Raw genomic sequence first — 16,537 nt, 5'->3', positions numbered from 1 at the left:
TTCATTCTATAAAAAATTAATAAATTTGCATCCAAAATCACCTATCCTGGTGGTTTTGGAAAATAACAATATAAAATGAACAAATCCCTTTCTCCACAGGATACAAAAAGATACAGTTTACTCATCTGGAAATTATTGATTGGTGGAATTGCCCTATTCGCTATTTTCATCTCCATGATTGGATTTGGCTTATTTGGCGCCTTACCCTCTTTCAGGGATATTGAGCATCCGAAAAGCAACCAGGCATCCGAAATTATTGCCGAAGACGGCCGCCCTTTAGGTACCTATTTTGTTCAGAACAGATCGAACGTTACTTATAAGGATATTTCTGAAAATGTAATTAATGGGTTAATTGCGACAGAAGATACCCGTTTTAAAGAACATTCAGGTATCGATTTTAAACGTACCTTCTCTATCATCGGTTATAACTTGATCGGCAAAAAGCAGGGTGCGAGTACCATTACCCAGCAATTGGCCAAAAACCTTTTTCCACGCGAATCGAACCTTAATTTCTTCTCGTTGGTATTAACCAAATTTAAGGAGTGGATTGTTGCTGTTAAGTTGGAACGCAACTACACCAAAGAAGAAATTATTACCATGTATTTAAATACGGTTGATTTTGGTAATCAGGCCTATGGCATCAAATCTGCAGCAAGGGTTTATTTTAACACCACGCCCGATAAGTTAACTTTAACACAGGCATCAACCTTGGTTGGAATGCAAAAAGGTATTACCATGTATTCGCCAACCCGCCATCCTGAACGTTCCAGAGACCGTAGAAACACCGTAATGGCATTGATGGTTAAAGCAGACCTCTTGACCCAGTCGGAATTTGATGAACAAAAAGATAAACCTTTAAATCTGCATTTCAATGCTGCAACTGTTAATGACGGTATTGCACCATACTTCCGTTCTGTACTGAAAAATGATATCAAAAATATCTTTCAGGAGCAATCCATTACAAAGCCTGATGGCACACCGTACGATTTGGACCGTGATGGTTTGAAGATTTATACTACCTTGAATTATGATATGCAGGTGTACGCCGAAGAAGCGCAAAAAGAATATATGAAAGTTTTACAGGCACAGTTTATTGCCAGCTGGAAGGGCAGAAACCCTTTTAAGGATAAAACTTTGCAGATTGAGCAGGGCATTAAAAGATCTGACCGTTATAAGGCGTTAAAACTGGAAGGTAAATCAGATGAAGAAATCAAAAATGACTTCAACACCAAAACAGAAATGACCATTTTTACCTGGAAAGGTAATATTGATACGGTGATGAAACCGATCGACTCTGTACGTTATTACAAAATGCTTTTACGCAACGCGATGATGACGATGGACCCGACCAATGGGCATGTTAAAGCGTGGGTTGGAGGAATTAATTACGAACACTTTAAATACGATCAGGTTAAAATGGGAACCCGCCAGGTAGGTTCAACAGCAAAACCATTTACCTATGCAGTAGCCATAGAAAATGGTTATTCGCCTTGTTATACCGTGCCAAACGTTCCGGTAACGATTGAAGGTTATGGTGAACCATGGACACCAAGAAATTCGGGCAAACCATTACCCGGTAGTATTACCTTGCAAAAAGCGTTAGCCTACTCTCAAAACTTTGTTACGGCTTATTTAATGAAACAGGTTGGTCCTGTGGCAGTATCTACGCTGGCCACCAAAATGGGGATCCCCAATGTTCCGGCATTTCCATCTATTTGCCTGGGTACGTTCGATTCTTCCGTTTATAATATGGTGGGTGCTTACGGTGCTTTTGCCAATAAAGGAACTTACACCAAACCCATTTATTTATTGAGGATTGAAGATAAAAATGGTGTGGTATTATTTTCTCAAAAGGAAATACCAAAACCAATTATGAGCGAGGAAGTAGCTTATGTAATGACACGGATGCTTAAAGGTGTGGTAACTAACGGAACCGGTTCGAGATTAAATTATAAATATAAAGTTAATGCACCAATCGGTGCGAAAACAGGTACTACCCAAAATAACTCTGATGGGTGGTTTATGGCCATTACGCCACAATTGGTAACGGGTATCTGGACCGGCTGTGAAGACAGGGCTTTCCACTTTATCAGCACCAATCAGGGTGAAGGTGCAAATACAGCTTTACCCATTTTTGCAGGATTTATAAAAAGAGTTTATGCCAATCCAGCGTTAAAAATCAGTCATGCTGATTTCGAAGCGCCAAAATCAGGTGTTTCCATTACTTTTGATTGTAATCAATATCAGCAACAAGAAGAAGCTACGAGTGAACTGGACGAGAGGTTGGGATTTTAACCATCAACTCCTGCGTGAAGGATAGCAGTGGAAATCCTTTTGCTGCTAAGTTGAGCATAGCGAAACGCAGCAAAAGATTGTAACGGATAGCCTGACCCTTTGCGTAGCTTAGGGGCACGCCCAAATCACACATGCACTAATCGGATTATTTAATCAAAATTTCCGCTCCCGAATCCTATTTTTGTAATCATGAGCAGTTTCGACCATAAAACAGCATTAACCGCAATTCCACATAAACCCGGCGTATACCAGTATTGGGACGCCGATGGAAAGCTCATGTACATTGGTAAAGCGAAAGACCTGCGCAACCGTGTAGGCTCATATTTTAACAGCGACAGAAACCAGTTTAATGGCAAAACCAGGGTATTGGTATCTAAGATCAGGAAAATCACTTTCACTATAGTTGATACGGAGATTGATGCATGGTTACTGGAGAACAGCCTGATCAAAAAGCATCAGCCTAAATTCAATATCAACTTAAAGGACGATAAAACCTACCCATGGATTATCGTAAAAAATGAAAATTTCCCGCGCATTTACTGGACACGCAAAGTAATAAAGGATGGCTCAACCTATTTTGGCCCTTATGGCTCGATAGGCATGATGCATACCATTCTGGATCTAATTAAAGAAACTTATCCTTTACGAACCTGTAGTTTACCCCTAACGGAGAAAAATATAGACGAAGGCAAATTTAAGGTCTGCCTCGAATATCAGATTGGCAACTGTAAAGGACCTTGCCAAAACTACCAGACTGAAGCGGATTATGATAAAAATATTGGCGAGATCAAGGAAATTCTGAACGGTAAAATCGGAAACGTCATCCGCGATGTTAAAGGGGTGATTAAGTCGGCATCAGAAAATCTGAACTTCGAACTCGCTCATCAATACGCAAGGAGATTAGAAGTACTGGAAAAATACCAGAGCAAATCGACAGTGGTAAACAGTGCCATTACCAATGTGGATGTAGTAAGCATTGCATCAGACGACCGTTATGCCTTTGTGAACTACCTGAAGGTAATGAACGGAACAATTATCCAAACGCAGACCATTGAGGTTAAAAAACAATTGGATGAAAGTGATGACGAGATTTTAACCCTGGCGATGCTAGAGTTCAGAACTAAATTTAACAGTACCTCTAAAGAAATTATTGTTCCTTTTGAACCCTCATTGGAAGATGAAAGTTTAAAGTTTACGGTTCCTAAACTGGGCGAAAAGAAGAAACTTTTAGAACTCTCGCAAAAGAATGTACTCTTCTTTAAAAAAGAGAAGCTTAACCAATATGAAAAGCTGAATCCTGATTTACGTACCGATCGGATTTTAACTACCATGCAAAAAGATCTGCGTTTAACGCAGCTTCCAAAGCACATAGAGTGTTTCGATAATTCTAACTTTCAGGGGAAATATCCGGTTTCAGCAATTGTGGTATTTAAAGATGCCAAACCTTCGAAAAAAGACTACCGCCATTTTAATGTTAAAACGGTTGAAGGTCCCAATGATTTTGCAACCATGGAAGAAGCTGTTTTCCGTCGTTACAGAAGAATGTTGGATGAAAACCAGCCTTTACCTCAGCTCATCATTATCGATGGTGGTAAAGGGCAGCTTTCATCAGCGATGAAGAGTTTAAAGTTACTGGGTATAGAGAACAAGGTAACCGTAATCGGTATTGCCAAGCGATTGGAAGAATTGTTCTATCCCGGCGATTCCTTTCCATTGTATTTAGACAAGAAATCAGAAACCTTAAAAGTGATCCAGCAATTACGTGATGAGGCCCACCGTTTCGGTATTACTTTTCACCGCAAAAAACGCGACCAGGGTACACTTAAAACCGAGCTTGAACAGATTGAAGGTATTGGAAAAACAACTGCAGATAAACTGTTAACACATTTTAAATCGGTTAAAAAGATTAAAGAAGCTACAGAAAAAGAACTGGCAGAAGTACTCAATAAAAAACAGATAGTTACCTTGCTTGCACATTTTAAAGAAGCGTAAATCTGTTATTAAAATATTACAGAGTATCTGTAAAAATGTTAACACTTTGTTAATCTTAACTGCATAATACTCAAATCCTTTTTCTCTAATTTGGGGATGTTAATACGCTCGTAAAAACATCCCTATCTACATGAATAACAATATCTTGGTCGCCATAACCAAACTTTTATTGGGCGTATGGTATTTTACCGAATCTGAAAGCCCTTTTAAAGCAGCAGATTGGGGCAAAATTACACCTTCAGCACTATTGCAGAAAATTGCCATCCAATATCATGCTGATCCTTCCAATTTAAAACAAATTGATCAGGCCGCCTTTTTTGATAGTTTAATATCAAAAGTTGATCAAGCCGATGCGCCAATGGTCGAAAATGCAGGTAAAATAGCCGCTTTCTATACCTTTTTAAAACAAAACCTATCCAATATTACAGTGGTCAGAGCAGAAGGTACCAGCCGGATTCCTGTGCTTATTGCTGGCTATTTGCCAGATGGAACCTGTATCGTGATAGAAACCTTCGCTATCGAAACCTAAAACCCCCTTACATCCATTAAATAATCCTAAAACAATGAAAGCGTTAAAAAAATTAAGCTTATTGGCCGTTTTATGCCTTGGCCTGGCTGCCTGTAAAAAAGACAACCCAGCTCATCCAGACAACAGCGCCTTTGAGCAAAAGTTAAATAGTAAAGCAGCTACCGCCAGTGCCCAGACAATAGTTGTGGGTTTCCCCGAAACATTCGAATCGGGAACCAAAGGAAGTTACACCGTTGGGTCGGTAACTTTAAGTAGCGGAAGCTGGAGCCTTGACGATGCCTTAATTGGAAATCTCGCTGGAGATGCAAAAAATGGTAGTCAATCAGTACGTATCCGTAACACAGGCACATTGAGCATGAATTTCAATGTAAACGGAGCCGAGGTGGTAACCGTTGTTCACGCCAAATTTGGTACCGATGCTAATAGTACGTGGCAACTGTGGTACGCTACCGACGGCGGTTCGAACTGGCAACAAACCGGTAGCACCATTACCACCAGCGCAACTACTTTAACGACTGCAACCTTTAACGTAGCCCTTTCTGGAAATGTTCGCTTCCAGATCCGTAAAATCAGTGGAGGTACTGCCCGTATCAATATCGACGATTTTAGCATTTTAACTGGAGACGGTGGAACAACTCCTCCACCAACCACCTCTCGGGATGACAGTAACCTTTTACTGGGTAATCCAAGTAATGCTGTTGCCAGCACATCTTCTCCTGAAAATTACCTGATGGACCACACTTATTATACAAGTTCTTACAGTAGAAGCAGGGCCACCCCAAACTGGGTGAGCTGGCATATTGGATCGTCTGATTTAGGTTCAAATTCACGTCAGAATGATTTCAGAGCCGATACGGCTTTACCCTTAGGTTGGTATCAGGTATCGAACAGCAGCTATTCAGGTTCTGGTTTCGATCGTGGTCATAACTGCCCATCAGCTGACCGGACTGCTTCTGTAACGTCAAACTCATCCACATTCTTAATGAGCAACATGATGCCTCAGGCACCTAACAATAACCAGGGTCCATGGGCCGACCTTGAAAATTACACACGTTCATTGGTTACAGCAGGTAACGAGGTTTATATCATTTGTGGTTCTTACGGTTCTGGTGGTACAGGGAGCAATGGTGGCACTACATATACCATTGATAACGGACGTGTTAACGTACCTTCAAATACATGGAAAGTTATTGTCGTATTGCCGAACGGAAATAACGATTTAAGCAGGATTGCATCTTCTACAAGAGTAATTGCAGTAAACATGCCAAATACAAATGGTTTAAACACCAACTGGAAAACATTCCGAACCTCAGTTCATTCAATCGAATCTGCCACAGGATATGATCTTTTATCGAATGTACCTACATCAATTCAAAATGTATTAGAGGCTACTACTGATAACCAGTAATCGGCTAATTAGTTAAATTTTTATGCAGATCTATATATATGTTTTATCAGGATCTGATAGATACCGGATGAAGTACATTATAAAGCAGAAACTTATATTCTTCTACCCGTTTTTATCAACTTAATAGAAGGTCATCATTTCGGATGAAGCGCAGTCGCGAATATTAGGGAGAGCGATCTATATCGAGATAGATTTCTCGACTCCGCTCGGATTGACGGCGAAGAGGAAGGAATTCATTGTAAACAGAAAGGCTCCGATTTCATCGGAGCCTTTTTTAAGAGCTTAGTATTCCCAAAGACCTTGCTCGTAATCAAGAACAGACTTTTTAATCCTTTCTGACTCGTATAACCGCTCTTTAGGGTTTGAAATAATATCTCTGATCTTGTTATCACCAGGATTTGATTCTTTAACAATATAACTGCTAAACAAGCGGCGAATAAAGAAATCATCGAAGCTTAATGATGAAGCATCATTATTGGTATTGATCAAACGTTTCCTGGTTAAAATTTCCCTCGCTTCAGGATAGTACACCCAAAATACAGGCTGCCATTGTTTAGAAACCTCATTGTACTTTAATGGCGCAATGCCTACAATACGTGGCTCGAAAATAGAACGTTTGGTATCGAAAATCCAATCTTCTTTTATTCTGAATTTTAAGAATAATTCCGGGTTAAAATCATTAACAACGGTAGTAACGGTTCCGGTTTTATTGTTTGAAACCTCTGCTGTTCCTAACGCTGATTTAGCTGCAGAATCTGCAGACATCGGATTTAGGAAAGCATCATCTTCGTTTAAGGCACTATCAATTGGAGCATATGCAGTTAGTTCATCTTTTTTAATTGCTGCAATTAATACATCAATCAATCTCGATTTAGGAGATTTTAAGGGCGAATTAACGGTATCCCGTAAATCGATTTCTCTCCATATCCGTTTTGCATAAAAAACATCCTCTTCCCTTACATCAGCCAAAGGGACCATTTCGGTACTGTCAATGTCCTTACGGGCATAGAAACCATCTTTAGGTGGTACTTTTAGTTTCTTTTTGGCTGTTTTAACAGGAGCTTTCACCGTATCTACTGCAGAAGCAGCGGCTACTGGTGCAGCTTTCTTCGGTGCTAACCTAGTTGGCTTTTTTTGTGCAAAAGCAAACGCCGTTAACAAAACTAAAATAGCAATACTTAAAATCCTTTTCATCTTCTTTTATTTTACACTGAACGCTAACGAAGGCAAAATTCTTTGACGACCATCTGGCCCTACAGAAACAATATCTTCAAAAAACACCCTCGTTCCAGGAGTAACAGAATTCATCGCACCTTTAACTGCACCAGCGAAACTTCCACCGCTACCCGCAATGGTAACAGCATCAGAACGTGGCTTAATAATGGTTAACTTATAACGTTGTATTTTAAACTTAACATCGAAAGGAAAATCATCCAGATCTGCTTCAATCTCGCTTTCGCTTTTTAACTGTACTGATGCAATATCGCCCCCTGCACGTCCGCCAACCTTTGCTACTGGCGCCGGAATGGCTTTCACCCTAAATTTTTGTGAGCCTAAGCTAACGGTTTTACCCGCGTTGTTTGCTGAGACATTGATAGATACTTCCTGACCGACCATGCTGCCCGGAACATTTACATTATAATTTCCATTACTACCAGACATTGAACCGCCTGAAATGGAAGCACGTACGCTTTCTAATGGAAATCCTGCTGCAGAAACAGTAAATGGATTGGCAATACCAGCATAAATTACATTCAGTTTCGTTGAAGAAACAGATGCTGATGGTTTTGCTACCTGATAGGTTTGCGGTTGAGTTTTGTATTCCTTTACCTGGCCATCAGTTTGACGAACACGTACGGTACCCACCCAGGTAAACTGACCCACACTACCCGTACCACCGGTATAAGTTCCTTTACCATCTTTAACTGATAATTTATTTCCGTTAACCGTAATGTCAGGAGTTGATCTCGAATCGCTGGCTGTTAAAAATACTTCAGCCGTGTAAGGCTGACCTTGAATTACATAAGAAGTAGGTGCTACTGCAACTGCCGCAAACTGATCCAGATTAACCTGTGCTTTATCCATATTTCCGAACAGTTTCTTCACTACTTCTGCCTCAGCATTTTTAGTATCTGTTTGTAGTTTGGTTAAAATAGTCATAGCGGCCGTTAGTGGTGTTCCCTCACCAAAGTAAGTTTCCTGCCAATTCCCTTTTCTTTTTCTTACCGGATCTTTAGCTTCAAGAGAGAAAGAAACATTCGCTCTATCATCTTTGTCTAACAAAGAGATTAATTTTTCGCGCGTGTCGTTAATTCTCTTCTTTAACTCATCTGCTTTCTTTTGGTTAATCATGATATTCTGTGCGATATCCTGATTAGATCTATTTACCAGATCATCCGTTTCAGGGTCGATCCCCTCACCTGCCTGAGTAAATTCTTTTTTAAGACTTTCAATGTAATTATTTAAATCATCTGCCGCCTTTTGCGCTTGTTTAGCCTTATCATAAATAGGCTGGGCACGTACTGGCTCTTCTTTCAACTTCGAATTTTCGAAGGCAGAAAACAACTGATTAATGCTTGTATTTACATTGTTTTTAGAAGTATCCAAACTATCGTTGATATTTTTAAATGCATCTAAAATGGTATCTGATACGTTTAAGGCGAGCATGGCCAACAATACCAAATACATGATATTGATCATCCGCTGCCTTGTTGTTTCTTTTCCGCCTGCCATATGAGTAGCTTTTCTTTAAAAATTAAAAACTAAACAAATTATACACGTGGGCCATTCATAGCCGACAACATATTGCCATAAATTGCATTCAGCGATGATAGGTTTTTAGCCAGTTTGTTCACCTCTTCTTTAAACTGTTTCGAATCTTCCATCGATTCGTTAAAGTTTTGCATGGTTAACGATAAGTTAGAATAGAATTTATTCATCGATTTTAGATGTGTACTAGAATCCTGTAATTCCAACTCATAAACCGCATTTAAAGCCGATAAGTTCTTAGCTAAATTATTAACCTGTTCATGGTATGCCTGAGAATCTACATTGCTTTCGCCCATTGCTTTTAAATTAGCAGTTGCTTTTTCAAAAGATGCACTCAGATTATCAAAACCAGCTGATGCGGTTTTAATCTTACCTGTTAATTCATTTGTTGCAGTAGATGTATCCGCAACATTCGAAATTGCAGCTACCTTATCACCGAACGTACGTAAACCGGTACCCAAACTTTCAATTAATTCCGGACCAATTTTAGCATCAGATAACATTTTATCTAAAGCGGCAGTATTAGATGAAGCCACTGCAGCAACAGGTCTGGCTGAAGCCGTTGGTAAATCTCCTTTAAAATCTGCCTTTAATTCAGGATAAACCCTTTCCCATGCTGGTTCTGGTTCTGGTGGAAAAAATCCTGTTAAAAAGAACAAAAATGCCTCTACGCCAAGACCAATACCGATCATATAGTTACCTAAAATCCCACCAATATGCAGAATTTTAAATAATGCTCCGATAATTACAATACTTGCTCCCCATGAAATTGCTACGTGTAACCAGCCTGGTTGTTTTTTTGCTGCCATAAAATTTGATGTTTTCTTTAGTTTTAGTTTGTTTGGTTTAACGTCTTAAATCGGTACCAGGATAAGATGAAACGCACCTGAAACCAATATATGACCTTTGAGTATCCTGATATTCGTATGTTGCTACAGCATTTTGTAGAAAATAGCCTGTATCTTTCCAAGAACCTCCCTTAACCACTTTACGTTTTTTGTATTTGCTGTCGCCTGCACCAGCATCATAAGTAAAGTTAGGGTTCAGATCATGCAATAGCGGGCTAGCACCTTTATTGTAAGCAGTGATGGTCCATTCTGACACGTTTCCAGCCATATTGTACAAGCCATAATCATTTGGAAAATAAGATTTGACACCTACTGTGTAAATACCGCCATCGCTTGAATAATCACCACGACCGGGTTTAAAGTTAGCTTGTAAACATCCTTTTGTATTTCTAATATAAGGGCCTCCCCAAGGATATTTCGTTTTGGTATTACCCCCTCTTGCCGCATATTCAAATTCTGTTTCAGCGGGTAACCTATAGTCTGATCTTGACCCCACAGGTTGTTTTCTTGATGTTGCAACACCATCATATAGTCTGGTTCTCCAGTGAGAAAAAGCCTTAGCCTGCTCCCAGCTTACCCCAACTACCGGATAATCGTCATATGAAGGATGGTTGTAATAACCACGCACCATTGGATCGTTCTGTGAGTAAGAATAATCTGTTTTCCAAACCATTGTATCAGGATAGATAGCAACGCTATAGCGATCAATATAATCCTGGCGTTTGCTATTAGGGTCTTTATGGCCAATGGCTGCCTTGTCCATATTTAATTCGGCGTATGAATATTCGAATTTACGAACATCTAATTCTTTCTTGCCTGGAAGTGCATCTAAACCTGAGTAATACATGCCATCTAACTGGCTCGCTTGAGCTGCTGATGCGCCCTTACCTTTATTACGCCAAATATTGACGCCATTTTTACCTACCTTTTTCCAGTCGATGTATTTATCCCCGCCAAGCGCAGCTGCGGCATTTCCTTTGGGGGTAACCATAAATTGCTGCGGGTTGCCCATCATTACAATCGCAATTGAATCGCGCACCCAATTGGTAAACTGGCGGTATTCGGCATTGGAAATTTCTGTTTGATCCATGAAGAATGCACTGATAGTAGTCATCCTACTTGGTCCATTCTGGGAAAATGTAATGTCTTCATCCGATCCTCCCAGTGGTGTATGACCTGGTGGAATATAAACCATTCCTAGTGGGATTCTATCGTTTTTAAATTTTCGGTTATAAGCGCCAACTAGCTCGCCTTGGCCACCATTGCCACAGCTTGCCAGCATTACAGTTATACCTACAATAGCTAGAAGGTAGATTTTCTTCATATTTTCAATTTTGTGCACAGCACGATTAGGGGCAATTTTATCAAAAATCACTGAAATTATCTACAAAAGCAAATATTTTACATTAAATCATTGCTTAAAGGCAATTAAAGTTAGATTAATAAGAACCCAATTGCCTTAAAAGTTTTCCAATAATATGCGTAACCCCCTCACTAACAGTAAAGTTACGCATTTATTGTATTGACTGAGAATAAATTATTTGGTGTGTTATTTATTAGATATTTTGATATAATTTTCTATTGCCATCGTCATTGATGGGACGCCTGGAGTTGGCGCAGCAATATCTACGATCAGGCCCATATCTGTACAGGCTTTGCTGGTATTAGTCCCGAAAGCAGCAATCCGGGTATTGTTCTGCTTAAAATCAGGGAAATTTTTAAATAACGATTGAATACTTGAAGGACTAAAAAATGCGATAACGTCGTAGAATACTTCAGCCAAATCAGATAGATCACTGACTACGGTTCTAAATAAAACCGCTGGTGTAAAGTCATATCCGCTTTTTTCCAAGAACTTCATGGTATCTTCGGTAGCCATATCAGAACAAGGATATAAAAATTTCTCGTTGGCGTGTTTCTTTAATACTTCAGCTAAATCAGCTGCGGTTTGTTTACCAAAAAAGATCTTACGCTTCCGATACTGGATATACTTTTGCAAATACAACGCAATGGTTTCAGATAGACAGAAATATTTTAATTCTGCCGGCACCTCATAACGCATTTCTTCGCAGATTCTAAAAAAATGATCTGCTGCATTTCGGCTGGTAAAAATCACAGCCGTAAAATCGGCCAGGTTAATCTTATCCTTTCTAAAGTCTCTTGCTGGTACACCTTCCACATGAATAAAAGACCTGAAATCAACCTTTAAGTTGTGTTTTTTGGCCAAATCGTAGTAAGGAGATTTTTCTGTTTCAGGTTTTGGTAAAGTAACCAAAATACTTTTTACTTTGCGGATTCTAGAGTCGTTCTTTTCTTGCATTTTCCTTTTCCTGCTACAGTCCTATCGTTTTAATTAGTATTAAGATGGGACATATTTCGAGGGCGCAAAAGTACAAAAATAAATGCATTTTAGAAAACTTATTATTAGAAAGTATCGTTACACCTGCCCGCAAAAGCTGAAAAGCAAAAATGACGCCTAATAACAAGAATGCCAACACGATATAAACCGAACCATACTTAAGTGGTGAGAGCGCAAAAGCAACCACTAACGGAATAAACAGTAATGATGCATTGAAGTAACTGAGGTACAAAATTGAAATATATTCGCCTATTGGTTTCTGCACATTGAATAGGTAACCTAAAAAGCGTAAAATGATTAATTTTAGCGCATAAAAAACAATGATGGTAATAGATATGCTAAAGAAAAACTTAAACCCATCTTTAGCTTGGTACATATCATTCCACTGCGCCACCAGAAAAAAGAACATCCCAAAAACGAAACCAAACTGCACAAAAAGCAATAAAAATGGCCACGAACTGAAAAGGTTATCTTCTTTGTTGATATTATTCAGAATCCTGTTACTGAAAAATGCCTGAACGATTGCCGATAGTTGCTTAGAAAAAGCATTTTTTAAAATGGCAAAAATAATGAGCATACCAAAAATAAAGCCCAGTAAACCTACATTTCCCTTAGGGATTTTGGTACCCAACTGGTAAGGATTTGCTTTTTTCTTTAAATGATGGTATTTCTTGTGCCATGCCCATAAATCGAGCTTTGGAGAAAGATATTCTTTTTCAATAGTATCTATAAGTGCACTTTTGTTAATTAAACGATTAGGCAGCACCCAGGTATGATGAATTAAAGAATCGGTAGCATAACGCTGTTTAGCCAGCGTAGCCGAATCAGGCCTATATCTTCGATATTGGTAATGATTCTGGGTCAGGCTATCTCTTTGAACAGGTATTTCTTGTGCTGCTACAAAATTAGCAGACCATAAAAACGCGAACAAAATGAAAATAAATTTCGGCATGCTGTAAATCAAAACTTAAGGATGCAAAAGTAACCGAATAATCAAGGTTTACCTAAAGAAAATATATGGATTTATGAATAACTTTGTTTAAACTCAAAAGTCTGTATACCACAAGTGTTTAATTCAATAAAGAAAACACCAATATTTGGAAGAACAACTGCTGCTCCAGAAAAGGAGGATAAGAAAAGATGGAATAAAACATTTAGAAAAATCTCTAAAACACAGATTTTCAATCAAAAGGAACTTCCTAATAAGATTTCAGCTGTTACTGATGTTTGGGATGGCAATAAAGAAGGGAAAAGATATTTTAAAGATTACGGCGCAAAGGATATGAGAAAATAATTTACGTTCTTAAAATAGCAAAGCTATTACTTTACAAAAGCAACTAAATGTAAAGTTATTACTTGACAATCGATTATGCTTTGTAAAGTGAAGGTATTACTTCTGGTTTATGACAATAAAGAAAAATTAACTTCACTATCTTTGCATCAATGTCCGGTATCTATATCCATATTCCTTTCTGTAAAAAGGCCTGCCACTATTGCGATTTCCACTTCAGCACTTCACTAAAATATGCTGATGAAATGGTGGAAGCCATCTGTAAGGAAATCAAAATGAAAAAAGACCGGATTAGCGGACAGGTAGGGAGTATTTATTTGGGTGGGGGTACACCTTCCATCCTATCAGAAGCAGCTTTGCAAAAGATTTTTGATACCATTACCCAAACTTTTTCGGTAAATGCCAATGCAGAAATTACCATTGAAACCAATCCTGATGATTTAACTGCACAGAAATTAAAAGAGCTGAAACAATTACCGGTTAACCGCTTTAGCGTGGGCATTCAATCTTTTTATGATGAAGACCTGACCTGGATGAACAGGGCGCACCAGGCCCGTGAAGCGGAAGATTGCATTAAGCGGACTCAGGATGCTGGTTTTGAAAACTTAACCCTTGATTTAATTTATGGTTATCCTTTACTTACGGATCAAAAATGGTTAAACAATATCCAAAAAGCAATCGAGCTTGAGGTTCCACATATTTCTGCCTATGCCTTAACGGTTGAGCCCAGAACGGCTTTGGCCCATGCCATAAAAAATAAAAAACAAACACCCGTAAACGATAACCAAAGTGCTGCGCAGTTTGTAATTTTAATGGAAAACCTGGTAAATGCCGGATTTGAACACTATGAAATTTCGAATTTTGCTAAACCAGGTCATTATGCCGTACATAACACCAATTATTGGAAAGGTGTAGATTATATTGGCATTGGTCCATCTGCCCATGGGTTTAATGGCCAAAACCGGTACATGAACCCCGCGAATAACGCTTTATATATGGAAACCTTAAGCCAGAATATACTCCCTGAAGTAGTTGAAGAGCTAAGTATAAACGATAGATTTAACGAATACATCATGACATCGCTCAGAACCATGTGGGGAACTGACTTACAAAAAATAAACATCGATTTCGGGAAAGACTTTTTAGAAGAAACAAAACATAACCTTAAAAATTTTGAGGATAAAGACTGGCTGATGATTGATAGTGATACTATTTGTTTAAGCCAGAATGGGAAATTATTTGCCGATCATATTGCTTCGGAATTATTTATCGTAGGAGATGAATGAGTGAATTGAGAAGAATTGAATTAGAGCATGACCGATTTAGCGATCAAAACGACAATCACTCGTTCAAAACTCAATCACGCCATAATTAATTAAAATATATGTCAAAAATTGTATGGATCACAGGCGCATCATCAGGTATTGGCGAAGCCCTGGTATATGAATATTTCAAAGCAGGTAACAAACTGATTATTTCCGGAAGAAACCGCGATGAATTGTTCCGCGTTAAAGGAAATTGCCAGAATTCCTTTAATGTCCACGTTTTACCGTTCGATTTAAGTGAAACGGCTTTACTAGAAAATAAAGCTGCCGATGCCATCCGTATTTTTGGTAAGATAGATTTATTGATCAATAGCGGAGGTGTAAGCCAGCGAAGCCTGGCCCTGGAAACCAACCTGAAAACTGAACAACAAATTATGGACACCAATTTTTGGGGTACCGTTATACTGAGCAAAGCAGTTTTACCCTCCATGATCGCCAATGGAAGTGGCCAGGTCGTTGTAATTAGCAGCCTGGTTGGCAAATTCGGCACGAAATTCCGCTCAACCTATGCAGCATCTAAACATGCATTACATGGTTATTTCGATTCTCTCCGGTCGGAAGTCTACGACAAAAATATTGATATTACGATAATCTGCCCGGGTTTTATTAAAACAAATGTAACCTACAATGCGCTAACGGGAGATGGGAACCCATTGAATATGATGGGCGATGCACATGAAAACGCCATGTCACCTGCCGGGTGTGCAAAACAGATTATTCAAGCAGTTAGCAGCAAAAAAGAAGAGGTTTATATTGGCGGAAAAGAAACCCAAGCAGTTTTATTGAAACGTTTTTTCCCAAAGTTTTTTTCTAAAAAAGTAAGGACAGCAAAGGTGAATTAGAGAATAGTTCAGCGTTAAACATGCCGTATCAAGAGTTTAATTTAAGATTCGACTTAGCAGCAAACCCATCTTATCTAAACCCGGTTGGAGCGGTATCCTTTTGGCGCCATTCTGAGCGTAGTCGAAGAACAGCCAAAAGATTTAGCGAAAAACGGGAGTATCCCATCCGAAGAACTACTACAGCGCCTTTACAAACTAAAAATAAAATAATTAAAACGCTAACAATCAGTATTTTAAAATTATTTTTTAATTTCTGAAAACCAAGTATCTGTTAACCGTCGTAAATGGAATCAAATAACAGAAACTTAAAATTAGAAATAATGAAAAATTTAATCTTATCAGCATTTGCTGTAATTACCATGGCATTCACAACACAGGTTTATGCTCAGAAAAACCCAATGGTTGGCGGTGCAGCCATGTATGCAACCAAAGATATTGTAGATAACGCTGTAAATTCAAAAGACCATACAACATTGGTAGCAGCAGTTAAAGCTGCAGGTTTGGTAGAAACTTTAAAAGGCGCTGGTCCGTTTACCGTTTTTGCACCAACAAATGCAGCTTTCGATAAACTTCCTGCCGGAACAGTAAATAACCTGGTTAAACCAGAAAACAAAGCAACACTTACTAAAATTCTAACTTACCATGTTGTTGCAGGAAAAATGGATAGCAAAGCAATCGCAAAAGCCATCAAAGCTGGCGGTGGCAAGGCAGAATTAACAACTGTAGAAGGTGGTAAACTTTGGGCTTGGATGGAAGGCAAAAAATTAGTGCTAAAAGATGAAAAAGGTGGAATGAGTACGGTAACAATTGCAGACGTTTACCAAAAAAATGGTGTGATCCACGTAGTAGATACCGTTTTAATGCCTAAATAATAATAAA

General features: G+C 38.8%; 14 protein-coding genes. 8 read left to right on the top strand and 6 right to left on the bottom strand.

Translation table 11 applies throughout. The features are described 5' to 3' along the window. The first annotated feature begins 75 nt into the window (after positions 1-75). The 4 genes from BLR60_RS07445 to BLR60_RS07430 all read left to right on the top strand — a co-directional run bounded on the left by BLR60_RS07445 (position 76) and on the right by BLR60_RS07430 (position 6,224). The gene (locus tag BLR60_RS07445; protein ID WP_090498344.1) at positions 76-2,295 is read left to right on the top strand and encodes a transglycosylase domain-containing protein; all 2,220 of its coding nucleotides are present in this window, start codon (positions 76-78) and stop codon (positions 2,293-2,295) included. Positions 2,296-2,484: 189 nt separating this feature from the next. Further along, positions 2,485-4,287: an excinuclease ABC subunit UvrC gene (gene uvrC, locus BLR60_RS07440; RefSeq protein WP_090498341.1), complete on the top strand. Its 1,803-nt coding sequence runs from the start codon at positions 2,485-2,487 to the stop codon at positions 4,285-4,287. Between the two features lie 130 nt (positions 4,288-4,417). Continuing rightward, positions 4,418-4,816, top strand: coding sequence for a nuclease A inhibitor family protein (locus tag BLR60_RS07435; RefSeq protein WP_090498339.1), 399 nt, complete (start codon positions 4,418-4,420; stop codon positions 4,814-4,816). 34 nt (positions 4,817-4,850) lie between these two features. Then, a complete protein-coding gene (locus tag BLR60_RS07430; RefSeq protein ID WP_090498337.1) occupies positions 4,851-6,224 on the top strand; it encodes a DNA/RNA non-specific endonuclease in 1,374 nt (457 codons plus the stop codon). A 282-nt stretch (positions 6,225-6,506) separates the two neighbouring features. Here the strand turns inward: BLR60_RS07430 and porN are convergent, their stop codons facing one another. From porN to BLR60_RS07400, 6 genes are all read right to left on the bottom strand, one after another. Further along, the gene (gene porN / locus BLR60_RS07425) at positions 6,507-7,418 is read right to left on the bottom strand and encodes a type IX secretion system ring subunit PorN/GldN (protein WP_090498335.1); all 912 of its coding nucleotides are present in this window, start codon (positions 7,416-7,418) and stop codon (positions 6,507-6,509) included. 6 nt (positions 7,419-7,424) lie between these two features. After that, positions 7,425-8,957 carry a type IX secretion system motor protein PorM/GldM gene (gene porM / locus BLR60_RS07420; RefSeq protein ID WP_090498333.1) on the bottom strand — a complete coding sequence of 511 codons (1,533 nt, stop codon included), beginning with the start codon at positions 8,955-8,957 and terminating at the stop codon, positions 7,425-7,427. 38 nt (positions 8,958-8,995) lie between these two features. Continuing rightward, the gene (gene porL / locus BLR60_RS07415; RefSeq protein ID WP_090498331.1) at positions 8,996-9,802 is read right to left on the bottom strand and encodes a type IX secretion system motor protein PorL/GldL; all 807 of its coding nucleotides are present in this window, start codon (positions 9,800-9,802) and stop codon (positions 8,996-8,998) included. A gap of 37 nt (positions 9,803-9,839) precedes the next feature. Further along, positions 9,840-11,165, bottom strand: a complete 1,326-nt coding sequence (porK, locus tag BLR60_RS07410) for a T9SS ring complex lipoprotein PorK/GldK (protein WP_090498556.1) — start codon at positions 11,163-11,165, stop codon at positions 9,840-9,842. A gap of 225 nt (positions 11,166-11,390) precedes the next feature. After that, positions 11,391-12,161 (bottom strand): uroporphyrinogen-III synthase, encoded by a 771-nt coding sequence (locus BLR60_RS07405; RefSeq protein ID WP_090498329.1) that lies wholly within the window; start codon positions 12,159-12,161, stop codon positions 11,391-11,393. 13 nt (positions 12,162-12,174) lie between these two features. Further along, positions 12,175-13,152, bottom strand: a complete 978-nt coding sequence (locus tag BLR60_RS07400; protein ID WP_090498327.1) for a DUF4271 domain-containing protein — start codon at positions 13,150-13,152, stop codon at positions 12,175-12,177. Positions 13,153-13,266: 114 nt separating this feature from the next. Here BLR60_RS07400 and BLR60_RS07395 point away from each other — a divergent pair, with 114 nt between their 5' ends. The 4 genes from BLR60_RS07395 (at position 13,267) to BLR60_RS07380 (ending at position 16,530) form a co-directional block, all read left to right on the top strand. Beyond that, entirely contained in the window at positions 13,267-13,494 is a 228-nt protein-coding gene (locus BLR60_RS07395; protein WP_090498325.1) for a hypothetical protein, read from the top strand. 149 nt (positions 13,495-13,643) lie between these two features. Then, positions 13,644-14,777, top strand: coding sequence for a radical SAM family heme chaperone HemW (gene hemW / locus BLR60_RS07390; RefSeq protein ID WP_090498323.1), 1,134 nt, complete (start codon positions 13,644-13,646; stop codon positions 14,775-14,777). A gap of 98 nt (positions 14,778-14,875) precedes the next feature. Continuing rightward, positions 14,876-15,658 carry an SDR family oxidoreductase gene (locus tag BLR60_RS07385; RefSeq protein WP_090498321.1) on the top strand — a complete coding sequence of 261 codons (783 nt, stop codon included), beginning with the start codon at positions 14,876-14,878 and terminating at the stop codon, positions 15,656-15,658. A 320-nt stretch (positions 15,659-15,978) separates the two neighbouring features. Next, entirely contained in the window at positions 15,979-16,530 is a 552-nt protein-coding gene (locus BLR60_RS07380) for a fasciclin domain-containing protein (RefSeq protein WP_090498554.1), read from the top strand. The last annotated feature ends 7 nt before the right edge of the window (positions 16,531-16,537 follow it).

Origin of the sequence: Pedobacter terrae (assembly GCF_900100705.1) — a bacterium.
GTDB classification, from domain to species: Bacteria; Bacteroidota; Bacteroidia; order Sphingobacteriales; family Sphingobacteriaceae; genus Pedobacter; species Pedobacter terrae.
The sequence above is the reverse complement of the archived record's forward strand: the minus strand, read 5'-3'. Positions and strand labels throughout refer to the sequence as shown.

What these genes read in the sequence shown, in the direction of transcription:
- BLR60_RS07430 (WP_090498337.1), top strand. Translation starts at nt 4,851, where the DNA reads ATGAAAGCGTTAAAAAAATTAAGCTTATTGGCCGTTTTATGCCTTGGC.
- BLR60_RS07435 (WP_090498339.1), top strand. Translation starts at nt 4,418, where the DNA reads ATGAATAACAATATCTTGGTCGCCATAACCAAACTTTTATTGGGCGTA.
- BLR60_RS07385 (WP_090498321.1), top strand. Translation starts at nt 14,876, where the DNA reads ATGTCAAAAATTGTATGGATCACAGGCGCATCATCAGGTATTGGCGAA.
- porN (WP_090498335.1), bottom strand. Translation starts at nt 7,418, where the DNA reads ATGAAAAGGATTTTAAGTATTGCTATTTTAGTTTTGTTAACGGCGTTT.
- BLR60_RS07400 (WP_090498327.1), bottom strand. Translation starts at nt 13,152, where the DNA reads ATGCCGAAATTTATTTTCATTTTGTTCGCGTTTTTATGGTCTGCTAAT.
- porL (WP_090498331.1), bottom strand. Translation starts at nt 9,802, where the DNA reads ATGGCAGCAAAAAAACAACCAGGCTGGTTACACGTAGCAATTTCATGG.
- BLR60_RS07380 (WP_090498554.1), top strand. Translation starts at nt 15,979, where the DNA reads ATGAAAAATTTAATCTTATCAGCATTTGCTGTAATTACCATGGCATTC.
- uvrC (WP_090498341.1), top strand. Translation starts at nt 2,485, where the DNA reads ATGAGCAGTTTCGACCATAAAACAGCATTAACCGCAATTCCACATAAA.
- BLR60_RS07405 (WP_090498329.1), bottom strand. Translation starts at nt 12,161, where the DNA reads ATGCAAGAAAAGAACGACTCTAGAATCCGCAAAGTAAAAAGTATTTTG.
- hemW (WP_090498323.1), top strand. Translation starts at nt 13,644, where the DNA reads ATGTCCGGTATCTATATCCATATTCCTTTCTGTAAAAAGGCCTGCCAC.
- porK (WP_090498556.1), bottom strand. Translation starts at nt 11,165, where the DNA reads ATGAAGAAAATCTACCTTCTAGCTATTGTAGGTATAACTGTAATGCTG.
- BLR60_RS07445 (WP_090498344.1), top strand. Translation starts at nt 76, where the DNA reads ATGAACAAATCCCTTTCTCCACAGGATACAAAAAGATACAGTTTACTC.
- porM (WP_090498333.1), bottom strand. Translation starts at nt 8,957, where the DNA reads ATGGCAGGCGGAAAAGAAACAACAAGGCAGCGGATGATCAATATCATG.